This window comes from Aquabacter sp. L1I39 (genome assembly GCF_017742835.1).
Classification (GTDB): Bacteria; Pseudomonadota; Alphaproteobacteria; order Rhizobiales; family Xanthobacteraceae; genus L1I39.
In genome coordinates this window covers 2,569,561-2,587,529 of the sequence record NZ_CP072392.1, presented here as the reverse complement: position 1 = coordinate 2,587,529, position 17,969 = coordinate 2,569,561, and the positions used below count along the sequence as shown (strand labels likewise).

At 65.9% G+C, this 17,969-nt stretch carries 21 protein-coding genes; 11 read left to right on the top strand and 10 right to left on the bottom strand.

The features are described 5' to 3' along the window. The first annotated feature begins 26 nt into the window (after window positions 1-26). A complete protein-coding gene (locus tag J5J86_RS11365) occupies window positions 27-647 on the top strand; it encodes a PadR family transcriptional regulator (RefSeq protein WP_209105046.1) in 621 nt (206 codons plus the stop codon). 34 nt (window positions 648-681) lie between these two features. On the opposite strand, the gene J5J86_RS11360 is transcribed toward J5J86_RS11365, so the two are convergent. After that, a complete protein-coding gene (locus tag J5J86_RS11360; RefSeq protein ID WP_209105045.1) occupies window positions 682-1,071 on the bottom strand; it encodes an MAPEG family protein in 390 nt (129 codons plus the stop codon). Between the two features lie 135 nt (window positions 1,072-1,206). After that, entirely contained in the window at window positions 1,207-1,695 is a 489-nt protein-coding gene (locus J5J86_RS11355; protein WP_209105044.1) for a YaiI/YqxD family protein, read from the bottom strand. Between the two features lie 69 nt (window positions 1,696-1,764). On the opposite strand from J5J86_RS11355, the gene J5J86_RS11350 reads away from it, so the two are divergent. After that, window positions 1,765-2,547 carry a phosphatase PAP2 family protein gene (locus J5J86_RS11350; RefSeq protein WP_209105043.1) on the top strand — a complete coding sequence of 261 codons (783 nt, stop codon included), beginning with the start codon at window positions 1,765-1,767 and terminating at the stop codon, window positions 2,545-2,547. 71 nt (window positions 2,548-2,618) lie between these two features. Here the strand turns inward: J5J86_RS11350 and J5J86_RS11345 are convergent, their stop codons facing one another. The 5 genes from J5J86_RS11345 to lgt form a co-directional block, all read right to left on the bottom strand. Further along, window positions 2,619-3,572 (bottom strand): ribose-phosphate pyrophosphokinase, encoded by a 954-nt coding sequence (locus tag J5J86_RS11345; RefSeq protein WP_209105042.1) that lies wholly within the window; start codon window positions 3,570-3,572, stop codon window positions 2,619-2,621. Window positions 3,573-3,652: 80 nt separating this feature from the next. After that, window positions 3,653-4,318, bottom strand: coding sequence for a hypothetical protein (locus tag J5J86_RS11340; RefSeq protein WP_209105041.1), 666 nt, complete (start codon window positions 4,316-4,318; stop codon window positions 3,653-3,655). Between the two features lie 135 nt (window positions 4,319-4,453). Next, window positions 4,454-5,221 (bottom strand): peptidoglycan editing factor PgeF, encoded by a 768-nt coding sequence (pgeF, locus tag J5J86_RS11335; RefSeq protein ID WP_209105040.1) that lies wholly within the window; start codon window positions 5,219-5,221, stop codon window positions 4,454-4,456. Next, entirely contained in the window at window positions 5,218-6,333 is a 1,116-nt protein-coding gene (locus tag J5J86_RS11330; protein WP_209105039.1) for a class I SAM-dependent methyltransferase, read from the bottom strand. Before J5J86_RS11330 ends, pgeF begins: the two co-directional genes overlap by 4 nt. A 3-nt stretch (window positions 6,334-6,336) precedes the next feature. After that, window positions 6,337-7,170, bottom strand: coding sequence for a prolipoprotein diacylglyceryl transferase (gene lgt, locus J5J86_RS11325; protein WP_209105038.1), 834 nt, complete (start codon window positions 7,168-7,170; stop codon window positions 6,337-6,339). A 200-nt stretch (window positions 7,171-7,370) separates the two neighbouring features. Between lgt and J5J86_RS11320 the strand changes: the two genes are divergently transcribed. From J5J86_RS11320 to J5J86_RS11300, 5 genes are all read left to right on the top strand, one after another. Continuing rightward, complete coding sequence (locus tag J5J86_RS11320; RefSeq protein ID WP_209105037.1) at window positions 7,371-7,643, top strand: accessory factor UbiK family protein; 273 nt, start codon at window positions 7,371-7,373, stop codon at window positions 7,641-7,643. Window positions 7,644-7,937: 294 nt separating this feature from the next. Then, on the top strand, window positions 7,938-8,438 hold the full coding sequence (locus tag J5J86_RS11315) for a YbjN domain-containing protein (protein WP_209105036.1): 501 nt from the start codon (window positions 7,938-7,940) through the stop codon (window positions 8,436-8,438). A gap of 66 nt (window positions 8,439-8,504) precedes the next feature. Continuing rightward, complete coding sequence (gene proC / locus J5J86_RS11310; protein ID WP_209105035.1) at window positions 8,505-9,341, top strand: pyrroline-5-carboxylate reductase; 837 nt, start codon at window positions 8,505-8,507, stop codon at window positions 9,339-9,341. A gap of 86 nt (window positions 9,342-9,427) precedes the next feature. Further along, window positions 9,428-10,087, top strand: a complete 660-nt coding sequence (locus tag J5J86_RS11305) for a TetR/AcrR family transcriptional regulator (protein ID WP_209105034.1) — start codon at window positions 9,428-9,430, stop codon at window positions 10,085-10,087. 102 nt (window positions 10,088-10,189) lie between these two features. Further along, window positions 10,190-10,543: a tRNA-binding protein gene (locus tag J5J86_RS11300; protein WP_209105032.1), complete on the top strand. Its 354-nt coding sequence runs from the start codon at window positions 10,190-10,192 to the stop codon at window positions 10,541-10,543. Window positions 10,544-10,599: 56 nt separating this feature from the next. On the opposite strand, the gene fae is transcribed toward J5J86_RS11300, so the two are convergent. Next, window positions 10,600-11,109 (bottom strand): formaldehyde-activating enzyme, encoded by a 510-nt coding sequence (gene fae / locus J5J86_RS11295; RefSeq protein WP_209105030.1) that lies wholly within the window; start codon window positions 11,107-11,109, stop codon window positions 10,600-10,602. A gap of 258 nt (window positions 11,110-11,367) precedes the next feature. After that, window positions 11,368-12,603, bottom strand: coding sequence for a glycoside hydrolase family 2 TIM barrel-domain containing protein (locus J5J86_RS11290; RefSeq protein ID WP_209105029.1), 1,236 nt, complete (start codon window positions 12,601-12,603; stop codon window positions 11,368-11,370). Window positions 12,604-12,870: 267 nt separating this feature from the next. On the opposite strand from J5J86_RS11290, the gene J5J86_RS11285 reads away from it, so the two are divergent. The 4 genes from J5J86_RS11285 to J5J86_RS11270 all read left to right on the top strand — a co-directional run bounded on the left by J5J86_RS11285 (window position 12,871) and on the right by J5J86_RS11270 (window position 16,687). Next, entirely contained in the window at window positions 12,871-13,779 is a 909-nt protein-coding gene (locus J5J86_RS11285) for a metallophosphoesterase family protein (RefSeq protein ID WP_209105028.1), read from the top strand. Window positions 13,780-14,057: 278 nt separating this feature from the next. Then, on the top strand, window positions 14,058-14,597 hold the full coding sequence (locus J5J86_RS11280) for a Spy/CpxP family protein refolding chaperone (protein WP_209105026.1): 540 nt from the start codon (window positions 14,058-14,060) through the stop codon (window positions 14,595-14,597). A 223-nt stretch (window positions 14,598-14,820) separates the two neighbouring features. Further along, window positions 14,821-16,059: an MFS transporter gene (locus J5J86_RS11275; protein ID WP_209105024.1), complete on the top strand. Its 1,239-nt coding sequence runs from the start codon at window positions 14,821-14,823 to the stop codon at window positions 16,057-16,059. 166 nt (window positions 16,060-16,225) lie between these two features. Next, window positions 16,226-16,687, top strand: coding sequence for a hypothetical protein (locus J5J86_RS11270; protein WP_209105023.1), 462 nt, complete (start codon window positions 16,226-16,228; stop codon window positions 16,685-16,687). Between the two features lie 44 nt (window positions 16,688-16,731). Here J5J86_RS11270 and J5J86_RS11265 read toward each other — a convergent pair whose 3' ends face one another. Next, the gene (locus J5J86_RS11265) at window positions 16,732-17,649 is read right to left on the bottom strand and encodes a LysR family transcriptional regulator (RefSeq protein ID WP_209105021.1); all 918 of its coding nucleotides are present in this window, start codon (window positions 17,647-17,649) and stop codon (window positions 16,732-16,734) included. Window positions 17,650-17,969: the final 320 nt, after the last annotated feature.

Below are 17,969 nucleotides of genomic sequence, written 5' to 3'. Positions count from 1 at the left end.
ACGATATATCTTACGGAGCAAATCCCATGTTTGGATGCAGATCCCATTTTGAGCGCCACGCCGCCGGCCGCTTTGGCGAAGGCGGCGGGTTCGGCGGCGGCCGGGGGGGCCGTGGGCGCGGCGGCGGGGGCGGCGACATGTTCCGCCTCGGCCGCATGCTGGCCCAGGGCGATCTCAAGCTGCTGGCCCTCGCGCTCATCGCCGAGCAGCCGCGTCACGGCTATGAGATCATCAAGCTGATCGAGGAGAAGACCGGCGGCTGGTATTCGCCGAGCCCGGGCGTGGTCTATCCGACCTTGACCTATCTGGAAGAGGCCGGCTTCGTGGTGGCAGAGGCGGAGGGCGCCAAGAAGCGCTATGCCATCACACCCGAGGGCGAGGCCCATCTGGCTGAGAATCGCGACTTCGCCGACGCCCTGCTGGGCCGTTTGTCCGAGATCGGCCTGCGCATGAGCCGCTTCAAGAAGTGGATGGGACGCGGGGAAGAGGACGGGCACCGGGAAGGCAGCCTGCCGCGCCTGGTGGAAGCCGCCTTCGAAAATCTGCGCGAGGCCAGCCAGCAGGCGCTGGAGGCCGATCGCGGCGGCGAGTTGCGGATCGTGGAGATTCTGTCCCGCGCCGCCAACGATATCCGTCAGAACGGATGATGGATCAGCGCGCGGCCCCTCGCAGGGCCGCGCCTCACAGAAGGGCGGCGAGGATCAGCACGATCCCGCCGCTCGCTGCGCTCCATACCATGGAGCGCACATAGGGAATGCCGAAGGCATAAAGCGGCACATAGGCCACCCGCGCCCAGAAATAGAGCCCGGCCCCGAAGCTGGTCAGCGCCGAATGCACCCCCGCCGCATGGGTCAGCAGCACGGCCGCGGCGAACAGGGGAAAGGTCTCCAGTACATTTCGGAAGGCGCGGTCGAGCCGGCCGGCCACGGGCGGCAAGGGCGGCGTTGCCTCGTCACGGGCACCGGCATTCCACTTAAGCCCTCGTGCCTTGGTCGCCCCTGCGGCGGCAAGAAACAGCTGAACGAATACCAGCAGAATGCTGAAGGCCAAATAGTGCAGTTCCACGGTCATGGGCGGCCTTTCCGATCCGTCGGGCGATGCAGGGGGGCAATCTATGGCCTGTTACGAGGGCCAAGGGGCGCCGGTTCATGGCGGGCACGGTGCCCTTTCAAGTTCCGCCGTCCCGGCCCTGTTCCGGCGCGGACCTCAAGTGACATAGCCGGCCCGCTTCAGGCGGACGATGGCCAGATCGAGCGCGGAGAGAAAGGCCGAGCGGTCGCGCGGGGCGAATGGGCGCGGCCCGCGGGTCATTTCTCCGGCCGAGCGCAGATCCTCCATCAGGTTGCGCGTGGCCAGGGCCGCTCCGATGGTGGCCTCTGTAAAGACCTTTCCGTTCGGTGCGATGACCGACGCGCCCGTCTTCACGCACCGGTCCGCCAGCGGAATGTCCGCCGTCACCACCACATCGCCCCGCACCGCTCGGCTGGCGATCCAATCATCTGCCACATCCGCCCCGCTCGCCACCACCACCCGCTCGATCCACGGCTCGCGGGGCACGGCAATGGGCGAATTGCTCACCACGAACACCTTCAGTCCATGTCGGAGGGCGACCTTGTAGGTCTCCTCCTTTACGGGGCAGGCATCTGCATCCACATAGATGGCGATCGGTTCGGGGCGGGGCGGCTGTCTAATCATGGATGGTGTGATGACATCGGACGGCACTGGGTTCAATGCGGATGCGGGGCGCAGCGGAGAGCCGCGGGCATGAAGGACGGGCTCTCCACCCTCAATCGCCGCCTGCAGAGGCTGCCCGTCGTGGGATCCATGCTTGTGCGCGTCAGCGAGCTGGAGCGCGCGACCCTCGCCATCATCGCCATCGCGGCGGTCGCCTTCTATGGCTTCTTGGCGCTCGCCGAGGATGTGCTGGAGGGCGAGACCCACACCATAGACGAGCGCATCCTGCTCGCCCTGCGCGAGACCACGGACCGGTCCGACCCCATCGGCCCGCCCTGGTTCGAAGAGAGCATGCGCGACCTCACCGCACTGGGCGGCACCACCATCCTCACGCTCATCACATTGGCGGTGCTTGCGTATCTCATTCTGATCGGCAAGCGCCATACGGCGCTCATGGTCACCGCCTCCATTTCCGGCGGGGCCATCCTGTCAAGCCTGCTGAAATGGGGCATTGGCCGGCCGCGGCCGGACCTCGTGCCCCATGGCATGGAGGTCTATACGGCCAGTTTTCCGAGCGGACATTCCACCATGTCGGCCGTGGTCTATCTGACCCTGGGCGCGTTGCTCGCGCGCTCCCAGCCGCGCCAGAGGGTGAAGGTGTTCCTCCTCACGCTTGCCGCCAGCGTTACCGTCATCGTGGGCATCAGCCGTGTCTATCTGGGCGTCCATTGGCCCACTGATGTGCTCGGCGGCTGGGCGCTGGGCGCCGGCTGGGCGTGCCTCTCCTGGCTGGTCATGCTGTGGCTGCAGGAGCGCGGCGAGGTGGAGCGGGAGGCGCAGCCCGTCCTGCCCGGCGACAAGCCTGCCGCGTGAGCACGCACAAAAAAGGCGCGCCAGCGAGAGCGCGCCTTTTATGGTGGCGTGTTGGGTAAAGGGCGATCAGATCAGTCGAACAGGCTGGAGACCGATTCTTCGTGCGCCGTCCGGGCGATCGCCTCGCCAATGAGGGTGCTGATGGATACGACGCGGATGTTCCGCGCCACCCGAACTGCTTCGGTGGGCAGGATGGAATCCGTGATCACCAGCTCCTTGAGCTTGGAGGCCGTGATGCGCGCCACCGCCCCGCCGGAGAGCACGCCGTGGGTGATATAAGCGTGCACTTCCTTGGCGCCGCGCGCCAGGAGCGCATCGGCCGCATTCACCAGCGTGCCGCCGGAATCCACGATGTCGTCCACGAGGATACAGGAGCGGCCTTCCACATTGCCGATCACGTTCATCACTTCGCTCTCGCCCGGCCGCTCGCGGCGCTTGTCGACGATGGCGAGCTGGGCATCGATGCGCTTGGCGAGCGCCCGGGCACGCACCACGCCACCCACATCGGGGGACACCACCATCAGGTTGCCGATGTCGAACCGCTCCTTGATGTCCCGGACCATGACCGGCGCGGAATAGAGGTTGTCGGTGGGGATGTCGAAGAAGCCCTGGATCTGGCCCGCATGCAGGTCCAGCGTCATCACCCGGTCGGCGCCCGCATGGGTGATGAGATTGGCCACCAGCTTGGCCGAGATGGGAGTGCGCGGCCCGGGTTTGCGGTCCTGGCGGGCATAGCCGAAATAGGGGATCACCGCCGTGATGCGCTTCGCCGAGGCCCGGCGCAGCGCGTCGATGATGATCAGCAGCTCCATCAGGTGGTCATTGGTGGGGAAGGACGTGGATTGGACCACGAAGACATCCTGCCCGCGCACATTCTCCTGGATCTCGACGAAGATCTCCATGTCGGCGAAGCGCCGCACCACCGCCTTGGTCAGCGGGGTGGCGAGATAGGCCGCGATGGCTTCTGACAGGGCGCGGTTGGAATTGCCGGCGACAATCTTCATGGATCCGTTCTCGGTCGACATGGACGCTCCGCCAAAACCGCGGAAAGGGAATCTGTGATGCCGGCCTGATTGGCCCTTACCGACAGCTTTGTAAAGAAGCCTTAGCGCACCGCATAAGCCAGCGTGGTGGAGGACGTGACCTCGGCGACGGGCGGGCCGTTTCCATCCACCGGCGGTCCGCTCGGCGCGGCGGCCGGCTGCTCGGGCTCCGCAGGGGCGGTTGGCGCAGCGGCGGAGGTCGGTGTGGCCGTGGCGCGGGCTTGGCCGGAGGGGGCCGGAATGCCGATGGTTTCGGCAAGACTGGCCATGGACTTGCCGGCGATGCGGTTCAGCATTTCGTCATCACAGGCCGCCCAGGCGTCGCCCTTCACGCGCTTGGTGACTTCCTCGCCGGTGATGCGGGCGACGCGCTGCTTGTCGGCGTCGTAGATTTCCCAGGCATAGCTGACGGCGGTCTTCGACTTGTCCGAGTGAACGGCCAGATAGCCGCGGACCCGATAGGTGGATGTGTCCGTGCGCGACACCACTGGCACCTGCTGGGCCTGGGCTTCCGAGGTCAGCTCGGTCACCAGCTTCTCGAAAGTGGGCTTGGGGGGGCCGTCAATGGAGTCGAAGGCGAGCGTCCGGCTGCCGGAAGACGCCATGGGGCTGCCGCCGTTTCCATCGGTCTGGCAGGCCGCCAAGGCAAGGCCGGAGAGAAGGATTGCGACGCGGCTCGCGATCCGAAGCCGCTTCGCCCAACCCGTGCTGGCCGTCGCCCCGTTCATGCGGTCGTCCCCGTCTGTGTCTGTGTCACAGGAGGGTTATCCGCAATCGGGCGCGAGGTCCAGAAAAACGGTTAAAATGTCGTTAACAGGCGAAATCCCCGTTCCGACGCAACCCGCTGGGGGCTTGCCATGCCGTCATGCAAGGGTAATGGCCGCGACCATGCGGCCGTAATCTGGCTCCTTTCGATGGGTGGAGCGGCGGTAGCTGAAGAAGCGGGTCTCGTCCGCGTAGGTGTCGAGCCCCAGATCCTCCACAGTGACCACGCCCGCCTCCTTCAGCCGGTGGGCGATGAAGCCCGGCAGATCGAACAAGGCGTGCCCCGGCCGCTCGGCGGCGCGGAAGAAGCGGGAATGCCCCCGGTCTTCCTCCATGAAGCGGGCGATGAAGTCGTCGCCCACCTCATAGCTGTCCTGGCGGATGAGCGGGCCGATCGCCGCCACCACGCGGTCGCGCCGGGCGCCCAGATCCTCCATGCGCGCGACCGTTGCCGCGAGAACGCCGCCGAAGGCGCCCTTCCAGCCCGCATGGGCGGCACCCACCACCCGCGCCACCGGATCGGCAAAGAGAACGGGGCCGCAGTCCGCCACCGTGATGGTGGCGCCGAGGCCTGGAACCGCTGTCACGACCGCGTCGGCCTGGGGGGCGTCCTCCCGGGTCCAAGGGCTCTCCAGGCGTACGGCGGTGGCGGAGTGCACCTGCCAGCAGGCGACCAGCGCCTCGGGCGCAATCCCGAGGCTGGCTGCCATGCGGGCCCGGTTTTCCTGGACGTTCGTCAGCTCATCCCGCGATCCCATGCCGCCATTCAGGCTGGCATAGATCCCCGTCGAGATGCCACCCTGCCTGGTGAAAAAGGCGTGCCGGATACCTGGCAGGCGGGAAAGGGAAGGGGCTTCGATCTTCATGGGCTCTCCGAAAAGGCTTCGGACGGATCAAATCCGGGGGGCGAGACGAAGGCGGTGCTGGTGAGGCACAACACCTTGAACAGCGTGCCCATCTCTCCGTCCGCCGTTCCCGCGAGGCGGCGGTGGGCGACATCCACCGCTTCCTTCTGGTCGACCGTTGCATTGAATTTGAGGCGATCGGCGCGGGCGGACAGGCCGAGGCGCTCCAGGAAGTCGCCCTGGGTGAGGGGGCCGAACGCTCGGGCGCCTGCGCGGGTCGCGGACCGTGCCAAAGCGGCAAAGTCCACATGGGCGGTCAGGTCCGCCTCGCCGGGCTGGGCCAGGGGATCTGCGAAGCGATGCGCCGAGAGCGCCTGAAGGGTATCGCCGAGCCCGCTGCGCATATGGCCGTAATCAATGATGAGAGCCGCCCCTTCACCGGCAGCGAGCCGGCCGGCGAGGGCCTCCATGGCGCCGCTCTCCAGATGCTCCAGCACCGCGCCCGGCTTGTAGGGCGGCGGGATATGGCGGGCAAAGGCAGAGGCCATAGGAGAGGAAATCGGATCGACGCCGAAGGCAAGGGCGCCATCTGGGCCGATGCCGACCTTGCGCTCATGCCAACCATTGGCGGCCCGGACGAACTGCGCGATAGGCAAGGCGTCGAAGAACTCGTTCGCGAGAATTATGGAAGGGCCCGCGGGCACATCCTCAATCCGCGCATGCCAGGTGACCCTGGCGCCGCTGGGGCGCAAGGCCTCCTCTTGCTTGCGACGCAAAACCGGGCTCGTCTCTACCAGATGCACGTCAACCGCGTCGGTGAAGCCTGGCACAATGCGCCCGGCGCGCAGCGCATCGGCCATCAGCGTGCCCCGGCCCGGACCGAGCTCCACCAGTCGCACGGTCTGCGGGGCGTGCATGCTCTGCCAGACGGCGGCGGACCACAGGCCCAGCAGCTCGCCGAACATCTGGCTGATCTCAGGGGCGGTGGTGAAGTCCCCCTTCGCCCCCAGGGGATCGCGGGTGAGATAATAGCCATGCACCGGATGGGCCAGGCACAGCGCCATGTAGCGGCTCACCGGAATGGGACCTTCCGCCGCGATGAGGGCGCGGATTTCCTCCTCCAGCGGCGTCACCGCTCAGGTCTCCTTGCGCGGTCGGGACGCGCCCGATTTCAGGCTGTAAAGCACGAGGCCGACGCCGGCCAGCACCAGTGGAACGGACAGGATCATGCCCATGGTGGTGCCGAAGGCGAGATAGCCCAATTGCGGATCGGGCTCACGGAAGAACTCGCCGGTGATGCGTCCAAGCCCATAGCCGATGCCGAAAATGCCCCCCGCCAGCCCCGGCCGCTTCAGCGCGCCCAGGCGCACCGCGATGATCATGATGACAAACAGGAGGACACCCTCGAGGGCCGCTTCGTAGAGCTGGCTGGGGTGCCGTGGCACATTGCCGCCGGTGGGGAAGATGATCGCCCAGGGGGCGTCGGAGGGGCGACCCCAAAGCTCTCCATTGATGAAGTTCGCGACACGGCCAAAGAACAGTCCGATGGGCGCCACCACGCCGGAAACATCCAGCAGCGATGGCACCGGAATGCCGCGCGCGCGGGCGAAAAGGACGAGCGCGACAATGGTGCCCGCCAGCCCACCATGGAAGGACATGCCACCCTTCCAGACCATGAAGATCTCGGCCGGGTGCTGGAGGAAATAAGGCAGGTTGTAGAACAGCACATAGCCGATGCGACCGCCCAGAATGACGCCCAGCGTCGCCCAGAACAAATAATCGTCGATGTCCAGGGGCTTCATGGGCGAGGTGCCGCCCCACAGCGCGGGCCGCGAGACCAGCCAGCGGGCGAGGCGCCAGCCGATCAGCAGGCCGGCAATATAGGCAAGGGCGTACCAGCGGATGGCGAAGGGACCGATCTCAACGAGAATCGGATCGAGGGCCGGAAATGGCAGCGCGAGCTGGATCATGGCGACCCCGTCTTGAACTGGTGGCCCGGCGGGCCTGAGGGAGGGCATGTGCCCGCCGGGAGGCGATCCGTCAAGGTGACGTGGGTGAGGATGGCGACGGTTCGCCTCTTGCGGCGGGGGGCCTGCATGCCCATTGTCTGCCCGAGAGCGGCCTGCTTCCTGAAAGTCGGCTGGCCGCGCGCATGTGACGGAGGCAAGCCATGACCCAGACCTCAGGCCGGATTTTCGACGAGATGGCCCGCCTCGTGAACGATGCCGCGGGTGTGGCCCAAGGCGTGCGCCGCGAGGCCGAAACCGTCATGCGCGCGCAGATGGAACGGTTCCTGCGAGATATGGACCTCGTGAAGCGCGAGGAGTTCGAGGTGCTCAAGGACCTCGTGACCGCGACGCGCGAGGAGAATGAGCGCCTCGCGGCCAAGATCGCGGAGCTTGAAGCGCGGCTGTCCGTCCAGACCCCGCCCACGGGCGCTTGAGCGCCGGGCGTTGCCGCGAAGATACATTCCAGGGGAAATGAGTTTCCCCTCTCTCAATATGTCGTAGCGATGCCGCATTGCATCGCGATATAGTGGATAGGTGGCGATTCGAAGCCGGATCGTCGCGCCATGCGCGACGGGGTGCAGCCTCGCCATGGCACATCGGGCCGGTGCCCGTGGCACCGGACGGTGGAGCCGCCGGTACGCCGCGTCGCGCAAATCCTGGCTGGCTTTGAGTGCCGTCGTGTGCCGCGTTCGACCCTCTCCGCGTTCCTCAAACCGCGAGGTCGAGGCATGTCTCTCATCGACATCGAAGCTGAAGCTCCGGCCAATCCCGTCGACCTCGTCGAGCGGCTCGCTGCCGTTCGCGACTGGGCGTTCGAGCGCTCCGACGAGGACGAGATTACCTTGTCGCTTTCCAGCCGCTGGACGGACTGCCATGTCTCGTTCCAGTGGATGGATGAGATCGAGGCGCTGCATCTGGCCTGCGCTTTCGATTTCAAGGTGCCGGACGGCCGCCGTGCCGAGGTGCTGAAACTCCTTGCCCTTATTAACGAGCAGATGTGGCTCGGCCATTTCGACCTGTGGGCGCAGGAAGGGGTGATCATGTTCCGTCACGCGCTCGTGCTCGCCGGCGGCGCCACCGCCAGCGATCGGCAGTGCGAAGCCATTGTTGACGCGGCCATGGACGCGGTGGAACGCTATTATCCCGCCTTCCAGTTTGTGGTGTGGGCGGGCAAGTCTGCACGCGAAGCCATGGACACGGCGCTTTTCGATACCGTCGGAGAGGCTTAAGACTGGTCGCACTCGGATTTGCGCGGGGCCGGCTCGACCGGTCCCGCCGCCCATGAAGGTGTGCCCATGTCGGTGAATGTTCTGAAGCAGTTGAGCGGCCCCGTGGTGCTGGTCGGGGCCGGCAAGATGGGGGGCGCCATCCTTGAGGGGTGGCTGCGTAGCGGCGTCGACCCGGAGCGAGTCGTTGCTCTCGACCCGAATATGTCGGACGAAATGGCCGCGAGCCTGACGGCGCGTGGTGCCCTCGCCAATCCGAGCCTCGATTCCCTTCCCGCTCCTGCCATCGTCCTGCTTGCCGTGAAGCCGCAGGTGGCGCCCGCCGTGCTTGCCACGGTGCGTTCCATCGTCAAGCCGGGGACGCTGGTGGTCTCCATCATGGCCGGGCGGACCATCGGCTTCCTCCAGGAGGCGCTGCCGCGCGGCACGGCCGTGGTCCGCACCATCCCCAACACACCCGCCAGCATCGGCCAGGGAATCACCGTGGCGGTGGCCAACGGCCAGGTGGCGCCAGGCGATCGCACGCTGGTGGGCGCCTTGCTCGCCGCCCTCGGGCCGGTGGAGTGGATCGAGGACGAGGAATTGATGGACGCGGCCACTGCTGTGTCCGGTTCAGGTCCCGCTTACGCCTTCCTGTTGGCCGAGACCCTCGCCAAGGCGGGGGCGGCGGCCGGCCTTCCCCCCGATCTGGCCGATCGCCTGGCGCGTGCCACCGTCGCCGGTGCCGGCGCGCTGATCGCCCACACCGGCATCGACCCGGCCACCTTGCGGGAGAATGTCACCTCTCCCGCCGGAACGACCGCAGCCGCGCTTTCGGTCCTTATGGACCCTGAGCGTGGCTTTGGCCCGCTGCTGACGGAAGCGGTCGCGGCCGCCACCCGGCGCTCCAAGGAACTGGGCGCCTGAACGGGTGCTCCACGGCCATCGCCTCTTAAGGGCGGCGGTGGCCATTCACACATGGTGCTGACGGTTGCAGGAACGGGAGCATCCTCATGGTGTCCGAAACCACGCGCGCGGCGTGCCTTAACGCCTTTCTCGCCCTGGTGGCCGAACAGGGCTTCGAGCGCGTGACCTTCGCACAGATCGCCGTGCGGGCCGGAGTGCCGCTCTCCCAGATGCGGGTGGGTTTCGCGTCCCCCTTTGATTTCCTGCCGGCCTTCGGCAAGAGCATTGACCTCGAGGTGCTCGCGGAAGGCGGGCTTGCCGAGGACATGGCGGGCGAAGGTCCCCATGAACGCCTGTTCGAGGTGCTCATGCGCCGCCTTGATGCCCTCGAGCCCCACCGGGCGGCCATTGTCTCCCTGAGGAACTCGGCCCGCCGCAACCCGGCGCTTGCCGCTGTCCTGCTGAAAAGCAATACGCAGTCCCAGCGCTGGATGCTCGCGGCCGCCGGCATCGACGCGGCCGGCCTTGAGGGCGACGTGAAGGCGCACGGTCTTGCCTTGTTGTTCGCGCGGGTGGTGGACGTCTGGCTGAAGGACGAAGACCCCGGCCTCTCCCGCACCATGGCGGCGCTCGACCGGGAATTGCGCAGCGGCGCCAAGCTCCTCGATATGCTGGACGACCTTGCTTACATCGCCCTCCCATGGCGGAGCAGGCGCGCCTCGGCCTCGGCCTCGGTGGCGGTCGGTGAGGCCAGCGAAGGGGCGTGAGCCTCATCTGCGCTTCGCCCGCGGGGCGGCTCTGTTATCCAAGGGCAGACGCGCTGGGGCGCGATTCGCGCGCCTCGCCCCTTGCTGCCCGAGGATGAGGCTATGACCGCGAAGATTGCCAACCCCATCAGCTTTGACGACTTCATGAAAGTGGATATCCGCGTCGGCACGATCGTCGGGGCGGAGCCGTTTCCGGAGGCGCGCAAGCCGGCCATCAAGCTGCGCATCGATTTCGGCCCGCACATCGGGGTGAAGAAGTCGTCCGCCCAGATCACCGTCCACTACACGCCCGAGGAGCTCATTGGGCGGCAGGTGGCAGCGGTGGTCAATTTTCCGCCCCGCCAGATCGGGCCTTTCATGTCGGAGGTCCTGACCCTCGGATTTCCCGACGCTGATGGTGCCGTCGTGCTGATCGGTCCCTCCTTGAAGGTGCCCGACGGCGGTCGGCTGTTCTGAAAATGAAAACGGCGGCCCCCGGGCAGGGGCCGCCGTCGATGTGACTCAGCGATTGTTCAGGATGCGGCGAAGGGGTGGTGGGCGGTCTTGGCCTTCCGCACCACGTCGGCGGCCTTGGGTTCGCCGGCGACCGCACGTTCAATGGCTTCCTTGGTGGCCTTGTAGTTGAATTCCTGGATCTTGGCGTCGTCCGACGCCTCCCAGTGAATGAACACGCCGACGCAGATGAAGACGTCGTCGGCCTCGTCGGCGGGAATGGTGCCGTCCTCGACGCTATCCGTCACGGCCTTGGCCACCGCATATTGCGCCGGGCCGAACATCTGCACCGCCTGGCGGGCATCCTTGATGGTCACCTTGTTGAAGAGGACCGTGTTGGGCTTGGCCAGCAGGTTGGGTTCCACCACCGCCAGGAGGGTGGTGAAGCCGTCCTTGTTGTTGGTGAGTGCGTTCACGAAGGCGGTTTCCGCCGCCGAGCCCCGCGGGCCCATGATGAGGTCGATATGGGCGACTTCGTTGCCGTCGCCGACGAGGGATTCGCCGACCAGCAGCTTGTTGATCTTCGCCATGGGAGCATCCTCCATAAGATGGTTGCGCGTTTGCAAGACACCGAGAGGGAGCGCGCGCGCTCCTGCGTTGGAGCCACTTTCGTCGGGAGGTCCCGATGTGGGTGGTCCCCAGCCCCGGCTATCCTTGTTGACGGCGTTCGGCGGATGTCGAACCGGTTGGCCAGATAGCGTTTCGGCGCGCGGACTTTAGAGCGCGGCGCGCCAGGAGGGAAGCGGAGGCGGTGCCGCTGGGCGGCATCTATATGGCGTGTCGGCCTCTCACTCGCGCACCTGGAAGGGCACGTTGCCGACAGCTGCCGCTCCGCGCCCGTCCCGCACGATGGCGAACACCCGGTAGTTTCCGGCGGGCAGCCCCTGGATGCGAACCCCGGCGGTGCCCGGATTGTGGATGGCCTGGGGGAAGCTGGCGGGAACGGGTTCGGCATCGCCGCCAACGCCCTTCACATGGGTCTCCGCCATCACCTGCCATTCCACTTTCAACGGATCCCCGTCCGGGTCGGTGGCCTTCAGATCGATGTCCAGCGGCTGCCCGGCTGCCACGCTGGCGGTTCCGCGCGCGTGCAAAGCGAGGATACGGGGCGCCTTGTCATCGCCCGGCGTGTGCCCGCCCCAAATGTCGGCCATAACCTGAACGGTCTCCGTCCATTCCCCTGTCGGCAGGAAAAGACTGTGCCATGTGGGGGTGACCTCCTGCTTTTGCCCCCAATAGAAAGGAAGTGCGCCGGTCTGGTTCTGCTTCAGCACTTGCAGATAGGCCTTCACCTTGTCCGCCTTCTCGGTGCTGGTCGGCTCGAGGGGGGCGCCCCACGGTGTCTTCCCCGCCTGCCATTGGCCTAGGGCGCCCAGTTCCGTGATGATGATGGGGCCGCTCCAGCCCTGGCTGCGGGCACGGCCGACCACAGTCAGCAGGCTGTCGCCATAAGCGTTGATTCCGAGCACATCCACCGAAGGGGCGAGCCGGCGCAAGGTGGAGACCTTGTCCTCTCCGGTATCCGCCAGCACCGCCATGACGGGATGGGACGGATCGATTTTCTTGACCAGGCGCGCCGCCTCCTCGATGGCGGGCCATACCGGCGTGGCCTGTTCCGGGGTGAGCTCGGTCTCCACCTCATTGCCCACGCTCCAGGCAATGAGGGCCGGATGGCTGTGATAGCGCTCCACCATCCGGCGCAACTCCGCCAGTTGGGCCTCCACCGCGGCGCGGTTTCCATAGTCGAAGCCCCGGCGGGGATGTTCGAGCCAGAACCCCACGATCACCTTGAGCCCGGCCCTCTGGGCGGCATCCAGGACCGGGCCGGGATCTTCCCCATAGGTGCGGACCACGGTCGCACCCACGCCCTTCAGTTCGGCGAGCCGAGTCTGGCCGGCGGCTCCATTGGCGATGAAGGGCGCCCCATCCAGCCGCAATTCCGTGCCGCGTATGCTCACGACGCTGGCCGAAGCAGGAACGGTAGCCAGAGCGAGCAGGATGGTGGCGAGGGAAGCAGATCGCACGGAGCGCTCCTGAGGAGTGGAAGAGGCGGGAGACTGCTCCCGGACGATGGTTTGATTGAGACCTTATAGCAGCGCCGATGCGCCGCGGGTCTTCTCCTTAGGTCACATCGAAGGGGGCGCGCGCATATCCGCCGCTCAAGACGGGTGTCCGGCGGTTTCCTCGCGCGCGCACTCGCCCTAATACAGACGTCAGCAGCTTCGCGTATCGGCCCGCGCAGAACTCTCCGGGCCGCAGCGCGTTTAGGGCGAGAGCCAGAAGGGGCGCCTGTGGAACCGTTCGTGCTTGCCCATCTTTCCGACCCGCATCTCGGCCCCATTCCGGAAGCGCGCCTGTCCGAACTCCTCGGCAAGCGATTCTTCGGCATGATGAACTGGATCGGTGCACGCCGGCGCAATTTTGGCGCGGCGACGCTGACGCCGCTGCTAAACGACCTTCTGGCTCAGGGCGCCGACCATATTGCCGTCACCGGGGACCTTGTGAATGTGAGCCTTCCGGCGGAGTTCGACACCGGGGCCACCTTCCTGTCCTCACTCGGCGCACCGCAGGACGTGACGGTGATTCCGGGCAATCACGACACCTATGTGCGTTCGGCTCTGACCTACCACCTCGATCATTGGGCGCCCTTTCTTTCGGGCGACGACACCCATCCCAACACGCCGCTGGACGTGGACGCCTTTCCCTTTGTCCGGCGGCGCGGGCCGGTGGCTCTGGTCGGTGTCTCCACGGCTATTCCCACGGCAGCCTTCCTCGCCAGCGGCAAGGTCGGCCGCAAGCAGCGCGAGCGGCTGCGCGCGATCCTCACAGGCCTGGAGGGGGAGGGCCTCTTCCGGGTGGTTCTCATCCATCATCCGCCAGTGGGCGAGCGCGCGTTCCACCGTGACCTCAGGGATGCGTCCGCGGTGCGCGAAGTCCTGGCGGAGGCGGGCGCCGAACTGGTGCTCCATGGGCATGACCACCGCGCCTCCATCGGCGCCATTGCCTCAGGGGGCCGGGACATACCAGTGATCGGCGTTCCATCCGCATCTGCCGGGCCGGAGGATGGCCGTGGGCCGGGACGGTACAATCTCTATCGGATCTCCGGCGCGCCGGGCGACTGGCACTGCCTGATGGAAAGCCGTGGGTACGAGCCCGGCGAGACGGATGTGCGGCCGCGTGAAAGCCGACGTCTCTTCTAGGGCCATTTGATTTGGATCAAGTAAATGGGAGCTTTAGGGGAATGGGAGTGGTCGAGTGGTAGGTCGATGTGGCAAATGTGCATCCGATCGAGAATGAAGTCGCCGAATTGTGGTCAAATAGAGACCCCATGTTTCGTTTTGTAAACTGAATTTACGCTGTGTTAATGGGTTCGAATTGCTCGCTGGATTTTCCGGGGCCGGCATAAATTACATATCTTTAAGTTGAACCCGTGGATGTCGGCCGGCATTCTCATGTCATCATCATCGGAGGATGAGACATGAAGAAGGCCATCATCGCCGCGACCACCGCAGCGCTTCTCGCGGGTTCCGTCGCCACTTATGCCGCAGGTCCCGGGCCGGGTCCGGCTGGCGGGCCTCAAGGCGGGCCCCCGGCTGCCGCAGAGCAGGCGAAGTGGAAGCTCAGCCCCGCGGATCGTGCAGCCCTCACGGATGCCCGCATTGCGGCGCTGAAGACCGGGCTCAAGCTCACGCCCGATCAGGAAAAGCTCTGGCCCGCCGTGGAGGACGCCCTGCGCGCCACCGCCTCCGACGCCTCTGCGCGCCGCGCCGAGATGCAGAAGGCGCGTGCGGACAATCCCAAGCCCGATCCCATCGAGCGCCTGCGCGTGCAGGCTGACATGATGACCTCGCGGGCTGGCGACCTGAAGAAGATCGCCGATGCTGCCGAGCCGCTCTACAAGACGCTGGATGACGGGCAGAAACACCGCCTGCAGATCCTGCTGCGCGAAGATCTTTCGCAGGGCCGTTTCATGCATCACGGCCCCGGCCAGGGACAGGGCGGCCCGCGCCGCGGCTGACCCTCTGCAAAGCAGCCCGCCACCTCCCGGTGGCGGGTTTTTGCCAGAAAGCCGGTCTGCAGGGGCTATCCCCTCCGAACGGGGCATGACCTTTGAGGCATGCAAAATCGGCATGCATGAGAATTCGTCATGTATCACGTGACGAAGATTGATTTTTTACAGCGCCTTCGCGTGCCTTATGGTGTCCGGGAACAGAGGATTACGCCTCGCCCGAGGACACACAATGAATGCCGCCTCCACTTCTCGCGCGCCCATCGCGCGCGCTTCCACGTGGCTGATCGTCGTCGCCGGCTGTTTGATTGCCATGCTGACCTTCGGCCCGCGCTCCACCGCCGGGTTCTTTCTGCTCCCCATGTCCAGCGAGTTCGGCTGGGGACGGGATGTGTTCGGCCTCGCTCTGGCGCTGCAGAACCTGCTGTGGGGATTAGGCTCTCCGTTTGCGGGGGCGATCGCCGATCGGTTCGGCACCGTGAAGGTGCTCTGTGCCGGTGCCATCGTGTATGCTGGCGGCCTCGCCCTGATGTCCGTGGCCATCACACCCGGTCTGCTCCATTTGAGTGCCGGTGTCATGGTGGGCTTTGGCCTGTCCGCCTGCTCGTTCAACCTGGTCCTCGCCGCATTTGGCAAGCTGCTTCCCGACCGCTGGCGGTCCTTGGGCTTCGGTGCGGGCACGGCAGCCGGATCCTTCGGCCAATTCCTCTTCCCGCCCCTGGCCACCGGTCTTATTGGGTCTGTTGGATGGCAGGAAACGCTCGTGATCTTCGCGGTCGTGCTGCTGCTGGTCATCCCCCTGTCCTTCGCGCTGGCCACGCGCGGCACAGCGACCCCCACCACTGCCAGCGCCCCGACGCAGTCGCTGGGAGCGGCCCTCAGCGAGGCATTCGGGCATCCGAGCTACGTTTTCCTGGTGCTGGGCTTTTTCACCTGCGGCTTTCAGTTGGCCTTCGTGACCGTCCACATGCCGGCCTATCTGGCCGATAATGGGATCACGCCCGCTGTGGGCGGCACGACTCTGGCGCTGATCGGCCTCTTCAACATCGTCGGCTCGCTCAGCGCCGGCGCGCTCGCGTCGCGCTTTTCGCGCAAGTGGATGCTGGCCTTCATCTACGCGGCGCGGGGCGTTGCCATTGCTGCGTTCGTGCTGGCCCCGGTCTCGCCCATGAGCTGCTTCGTGTTCGGCGCGGCCATCGGACTTCTCTGGCTTTCCACGGTCCCCCCCACATCGGGGCTGGTTATGCTGATGTTCGGCACCCGCTACATGGCCATGCTCTACGGCTTCGCCTTCTTCAGCCATCAGGTCGGTGGGTTCCTGGGCGTGTATCTCGGCGGCGTGCTCTATGAGATGACCGGGTCTTACGGCGTCGTATGGTGGCTTTCCGTTGCGCTTTCATTCGCCTCGGCGGCCATCAACCTGCCGATCCGCGAACGCCCCGTGGTGCGCCCGTTGCCCGTCACGGCCTGATCCGCACGAGGCTGTGTCGCGACACATGCGCCACAGGTGGGACGGAAAGAGACGGGCGGAGGAGCATCTTCGTCGCCCTGTCTTGCGGGCAGGGGAGGGGTGTTGCATCGTATTTGTTAACCAACGCGCTGTATCACCGTCTCACAACCATCGTTACACGGTCCCCATGCGAAGCACTCTCCTTGCGGCAGCCGGGTTCGCCTTCATCGGGATGGGGGCGGCCCAAGCGCAGTCCCTCAATCCTGAACAGGCAAAGGCGTTCGTCGTCGGGCGAACCTTCACCTTCACCTGCTTCGAGGGTACGACCGGCGCCGGTCGGATCTTTTCCGATGGCTCGGTGGCCGGGACCATCACCATGCGCTCCCAGGGCCAGACGCGGTTTGTCCGCCTGCCGCCGAACTCCGTTCGGGTGCGCGGGGAAAATGTCTGCGGCTTTGTGGAGGGTATGACCTTCGAGCCTTGCTTCGAGGTGGTGAAGACCAGCGCATCCACTTTCCGGGGCAACCTTGCCGGGGTCGACACCATGTGGTGCGAGTTCACGCGCCTGGGTGCCGACGCGCCCAAGGTGGCCAGCCGGCGCAAGTTGAAGTCTCGCGAGACTGTTGCGCAGGATACCTCCGCAGAATAGGTGCAGTCGGCTGCCTGTATTGGTAGGCAGCCAAGGCTTGTGCATCAGTCACCCGGCGTGCCCGCCGGCGCTTCTTCCTTCCCCTCGATCAGCCCGCGCCGCCGGGACAACTCCCGCCCGATATGGTCCATGAAGGATCGCACGCGCGCCGTTCCCTTGATGTCTGGATGTGTCACAAGCCAGAGGCTGGCTTCCATGTCCGCCAGCGGCCCTGCGAGGCGCGAAAGACCCGGCGTCGCCGCTCCGATGAAGCAAGGCAGGACTGCGAGGCCGATGCCGGCGGCCGCCGCTTCCGCAAGGCCCAAGACCGAGTTGACCTTATAGACCACGCGATCCTCGCCCGCCCGCTCGCGCAGCCACTTGGCGGCCCGTAGGGAGGTGAGGTTGTCCGCAAAGCCCACCCAGTCGTGCCGCCGCAAGTCCGTGGGATCGAACGCGCTGCCAGACAGGGCATCCATCCGCCCGTAGAGCCCCCAGGCAATGCCAGCGATGCGCCGTCCGACGAGCGTGTCCCCCGGTCGTTCACTGGCGCGGATGGCCACGTCGGCGTCGCGCTTGGAGAGGCTCAGGGACTGGTTCGACACCACCACGTCCAGCCGGATTTCCGGGAAGGCGCGGCGGAATGATGCAAAAACAGGCGTCATCAGATGGATGAGAAGCGTATCGTTGGTGGTCACGCGCAACTCTCCCGAAGGACGCAGGTCGCGACCGGTAATATGCCGCTCCACCGAGAGGATATCCTCCGACATCCGGTCCGCGAGGCGCACCATCTCCTCCCCCGTTGCGGTGGGCAGGTAACCGCTACGGGCCCGCTCGAAGATGCGGGTCCCCAAGCTCGCCTCCAGTGCCCCCAGCCGCCGGAACACGGTGGAGTGATTGATCCCGAGAATGTCCGCCGCTCCGGCCAGGGAACGGGTGGTGGCGATCGCCTGGACCAGGCGAAAGTCGTCCCATGCGATCATTGCTTGCAGCTCCGCAATATCCGCGCCTTGTCTTAGACTAGGAATATTGCGCAGACGCGCCTCTGGGCAAGGCAGCGACCGGATCGGTGCACGATCAACGGCCAAGGCACCAGACACGCTTTGGTTGGATCTATCTGCAATAGCCACTTAGTGGAGTATGGCAGCCGCCGGTGGGAGCCGTGCATTCCGGTTTCAAGGAGAACCTTCCGAACTGGATTCAACTCCTGGGTGATGATCCTGCCGTGCTGATTGCAGTGCGGCAAAGCTTACCATCCTGGCCAACAAGACGAGGCATTCGCAGATTTCGCGGCAAGGGGAAA

Excerpts from the sequence above, each read along its gene's own strand:
- J5J86_RS11365 (WP_209105046.1), top strand. The coding sequence starts at position 27 with ATGTTTGGATGCAGATCCCATTTTGAGCGCCACGCCGCCGGCCGCTTT.
- J5J86_RS11360 (WP_209105045.1), bottom strand. The coding sequence starts at position 1,071 with ATGACCGTGGAACTGCACTATTTGGCCTTCAGCATTCTGCTGGTATTC.
- J5J86_RS11355 (WP_209105044.1), bottom strand. The coding sequence starts at position 1,695 with ATGATTAGACAGCCGCCCCGCCCCGAACCGATCGCCATCTATGTGGAT.
- J5J86_RS11350 (WP_209105043.1), top strand. The coding sequence starts at position 1,765 with ATGAAGGACGGGCTCTCCACCCTCAATCGCCGCCTGCAGAGGCTGCCC.
- J5J86_RS11345 (WP_209105042.1), bottom strand. The coding sequence starts at position 3,572 with ATGTCGACCGAGAACGGATCCATGAAGATTGTCGCCGGCAATTCCAAC.
- J5J86_RS11340 (WP_209105041.1), bottom strand. The coding sequence starts at position 4,318 with ATGAACGGGGCGACGGCCAGCACGGGTTGGGCGAAGCGGCTTCGGATC.
- pgeF (WP_209105040.1), bottom strand. The coding sequence starts at position 5,221 with ATGAAGATCGAAGCCCCTTCCCTTTCCCGCCTGCCAGGTATCCGGCAC.
- lgt (WP_209105038.1), bottom strand. The coding sequence starts at position 7,170 with ATGATCCAGCTCGCGCTGCCATTTCCGGCCCTCGATCCGATTCTCGTT.
- J5J86_RS11320 (WP_209105037.1), top strand. The coding sequence starts at position 7,371 with ATGACCCAGACCTCAGGCCGGATTTTCGACGAGATGGCCCGCCTCGTG.
- J5J86_RS11315 (WP_209105036.1), top strand. The coding sequence starts at position 7,938 with ATGTCTCTCATCGACATCGAAGCTGAAGCTCCGGCCAATCCCGTCGAC.
- proC (WP_209105035.1), top strand. The coding sequence starts at position 8,505 with ATGTCGGTGAATGTTCTGAAGCAGTTGAGCGGCCCCGTGGTGCTGGTC.
- J5J86_RS11305 (WP_209105034.1), top strand. The coding sequence starts at position 9,428 with ATGGTGTCCGAAACCACGCGCGCGGCGTGCCTTAACGCCTTTCTCGCC.
- J5J86_RS11300 (WP_209105032.1), top strand. The coding sequence starts at position 10,190 with ATGACCGCGAAGATTGCCAACCCCATCAGCTTTGACGACTTCATGAAA.
- fae (WP_209105030.1), bottom strand. The coding sequence starts at position 11,109 with ATGGCGAAGATCAACAAGCTGCTGGTCGGCGAATCCCTCGTCGGCGAC.
- J5J86_RS11280 (WP_209105026.1), top strand. The coding sequence starts at position 14,058 with ATGAAGAAGGCCATCATCGCCGCGACCACCGCAGCGCTTCTCGCGGGT.
- J5J86_RS11275 (WP_209105024.1), top strand. The coding sequence starts at position 14,821 with ATGAATGCCGCCTCCACTTCTCGCGCGCCCATCGCGCGCGCTTCCACG.
- J5J86_RS11270 (WP_209105023.1), top strand. The coding sequence starts at position 16,226 with ATGCGAAGCACTCTCCTTGCGGCAGCCGGGTTCGCCTTCATCGGGATG.
- J5J86_RS11265 (WP_209105021.1), bottom strand. The coding sequence starts at position 17,649 with ATGATCGCATGGGACGACTTTCGCCTGGTCCAGGCGATCGCCACCACC.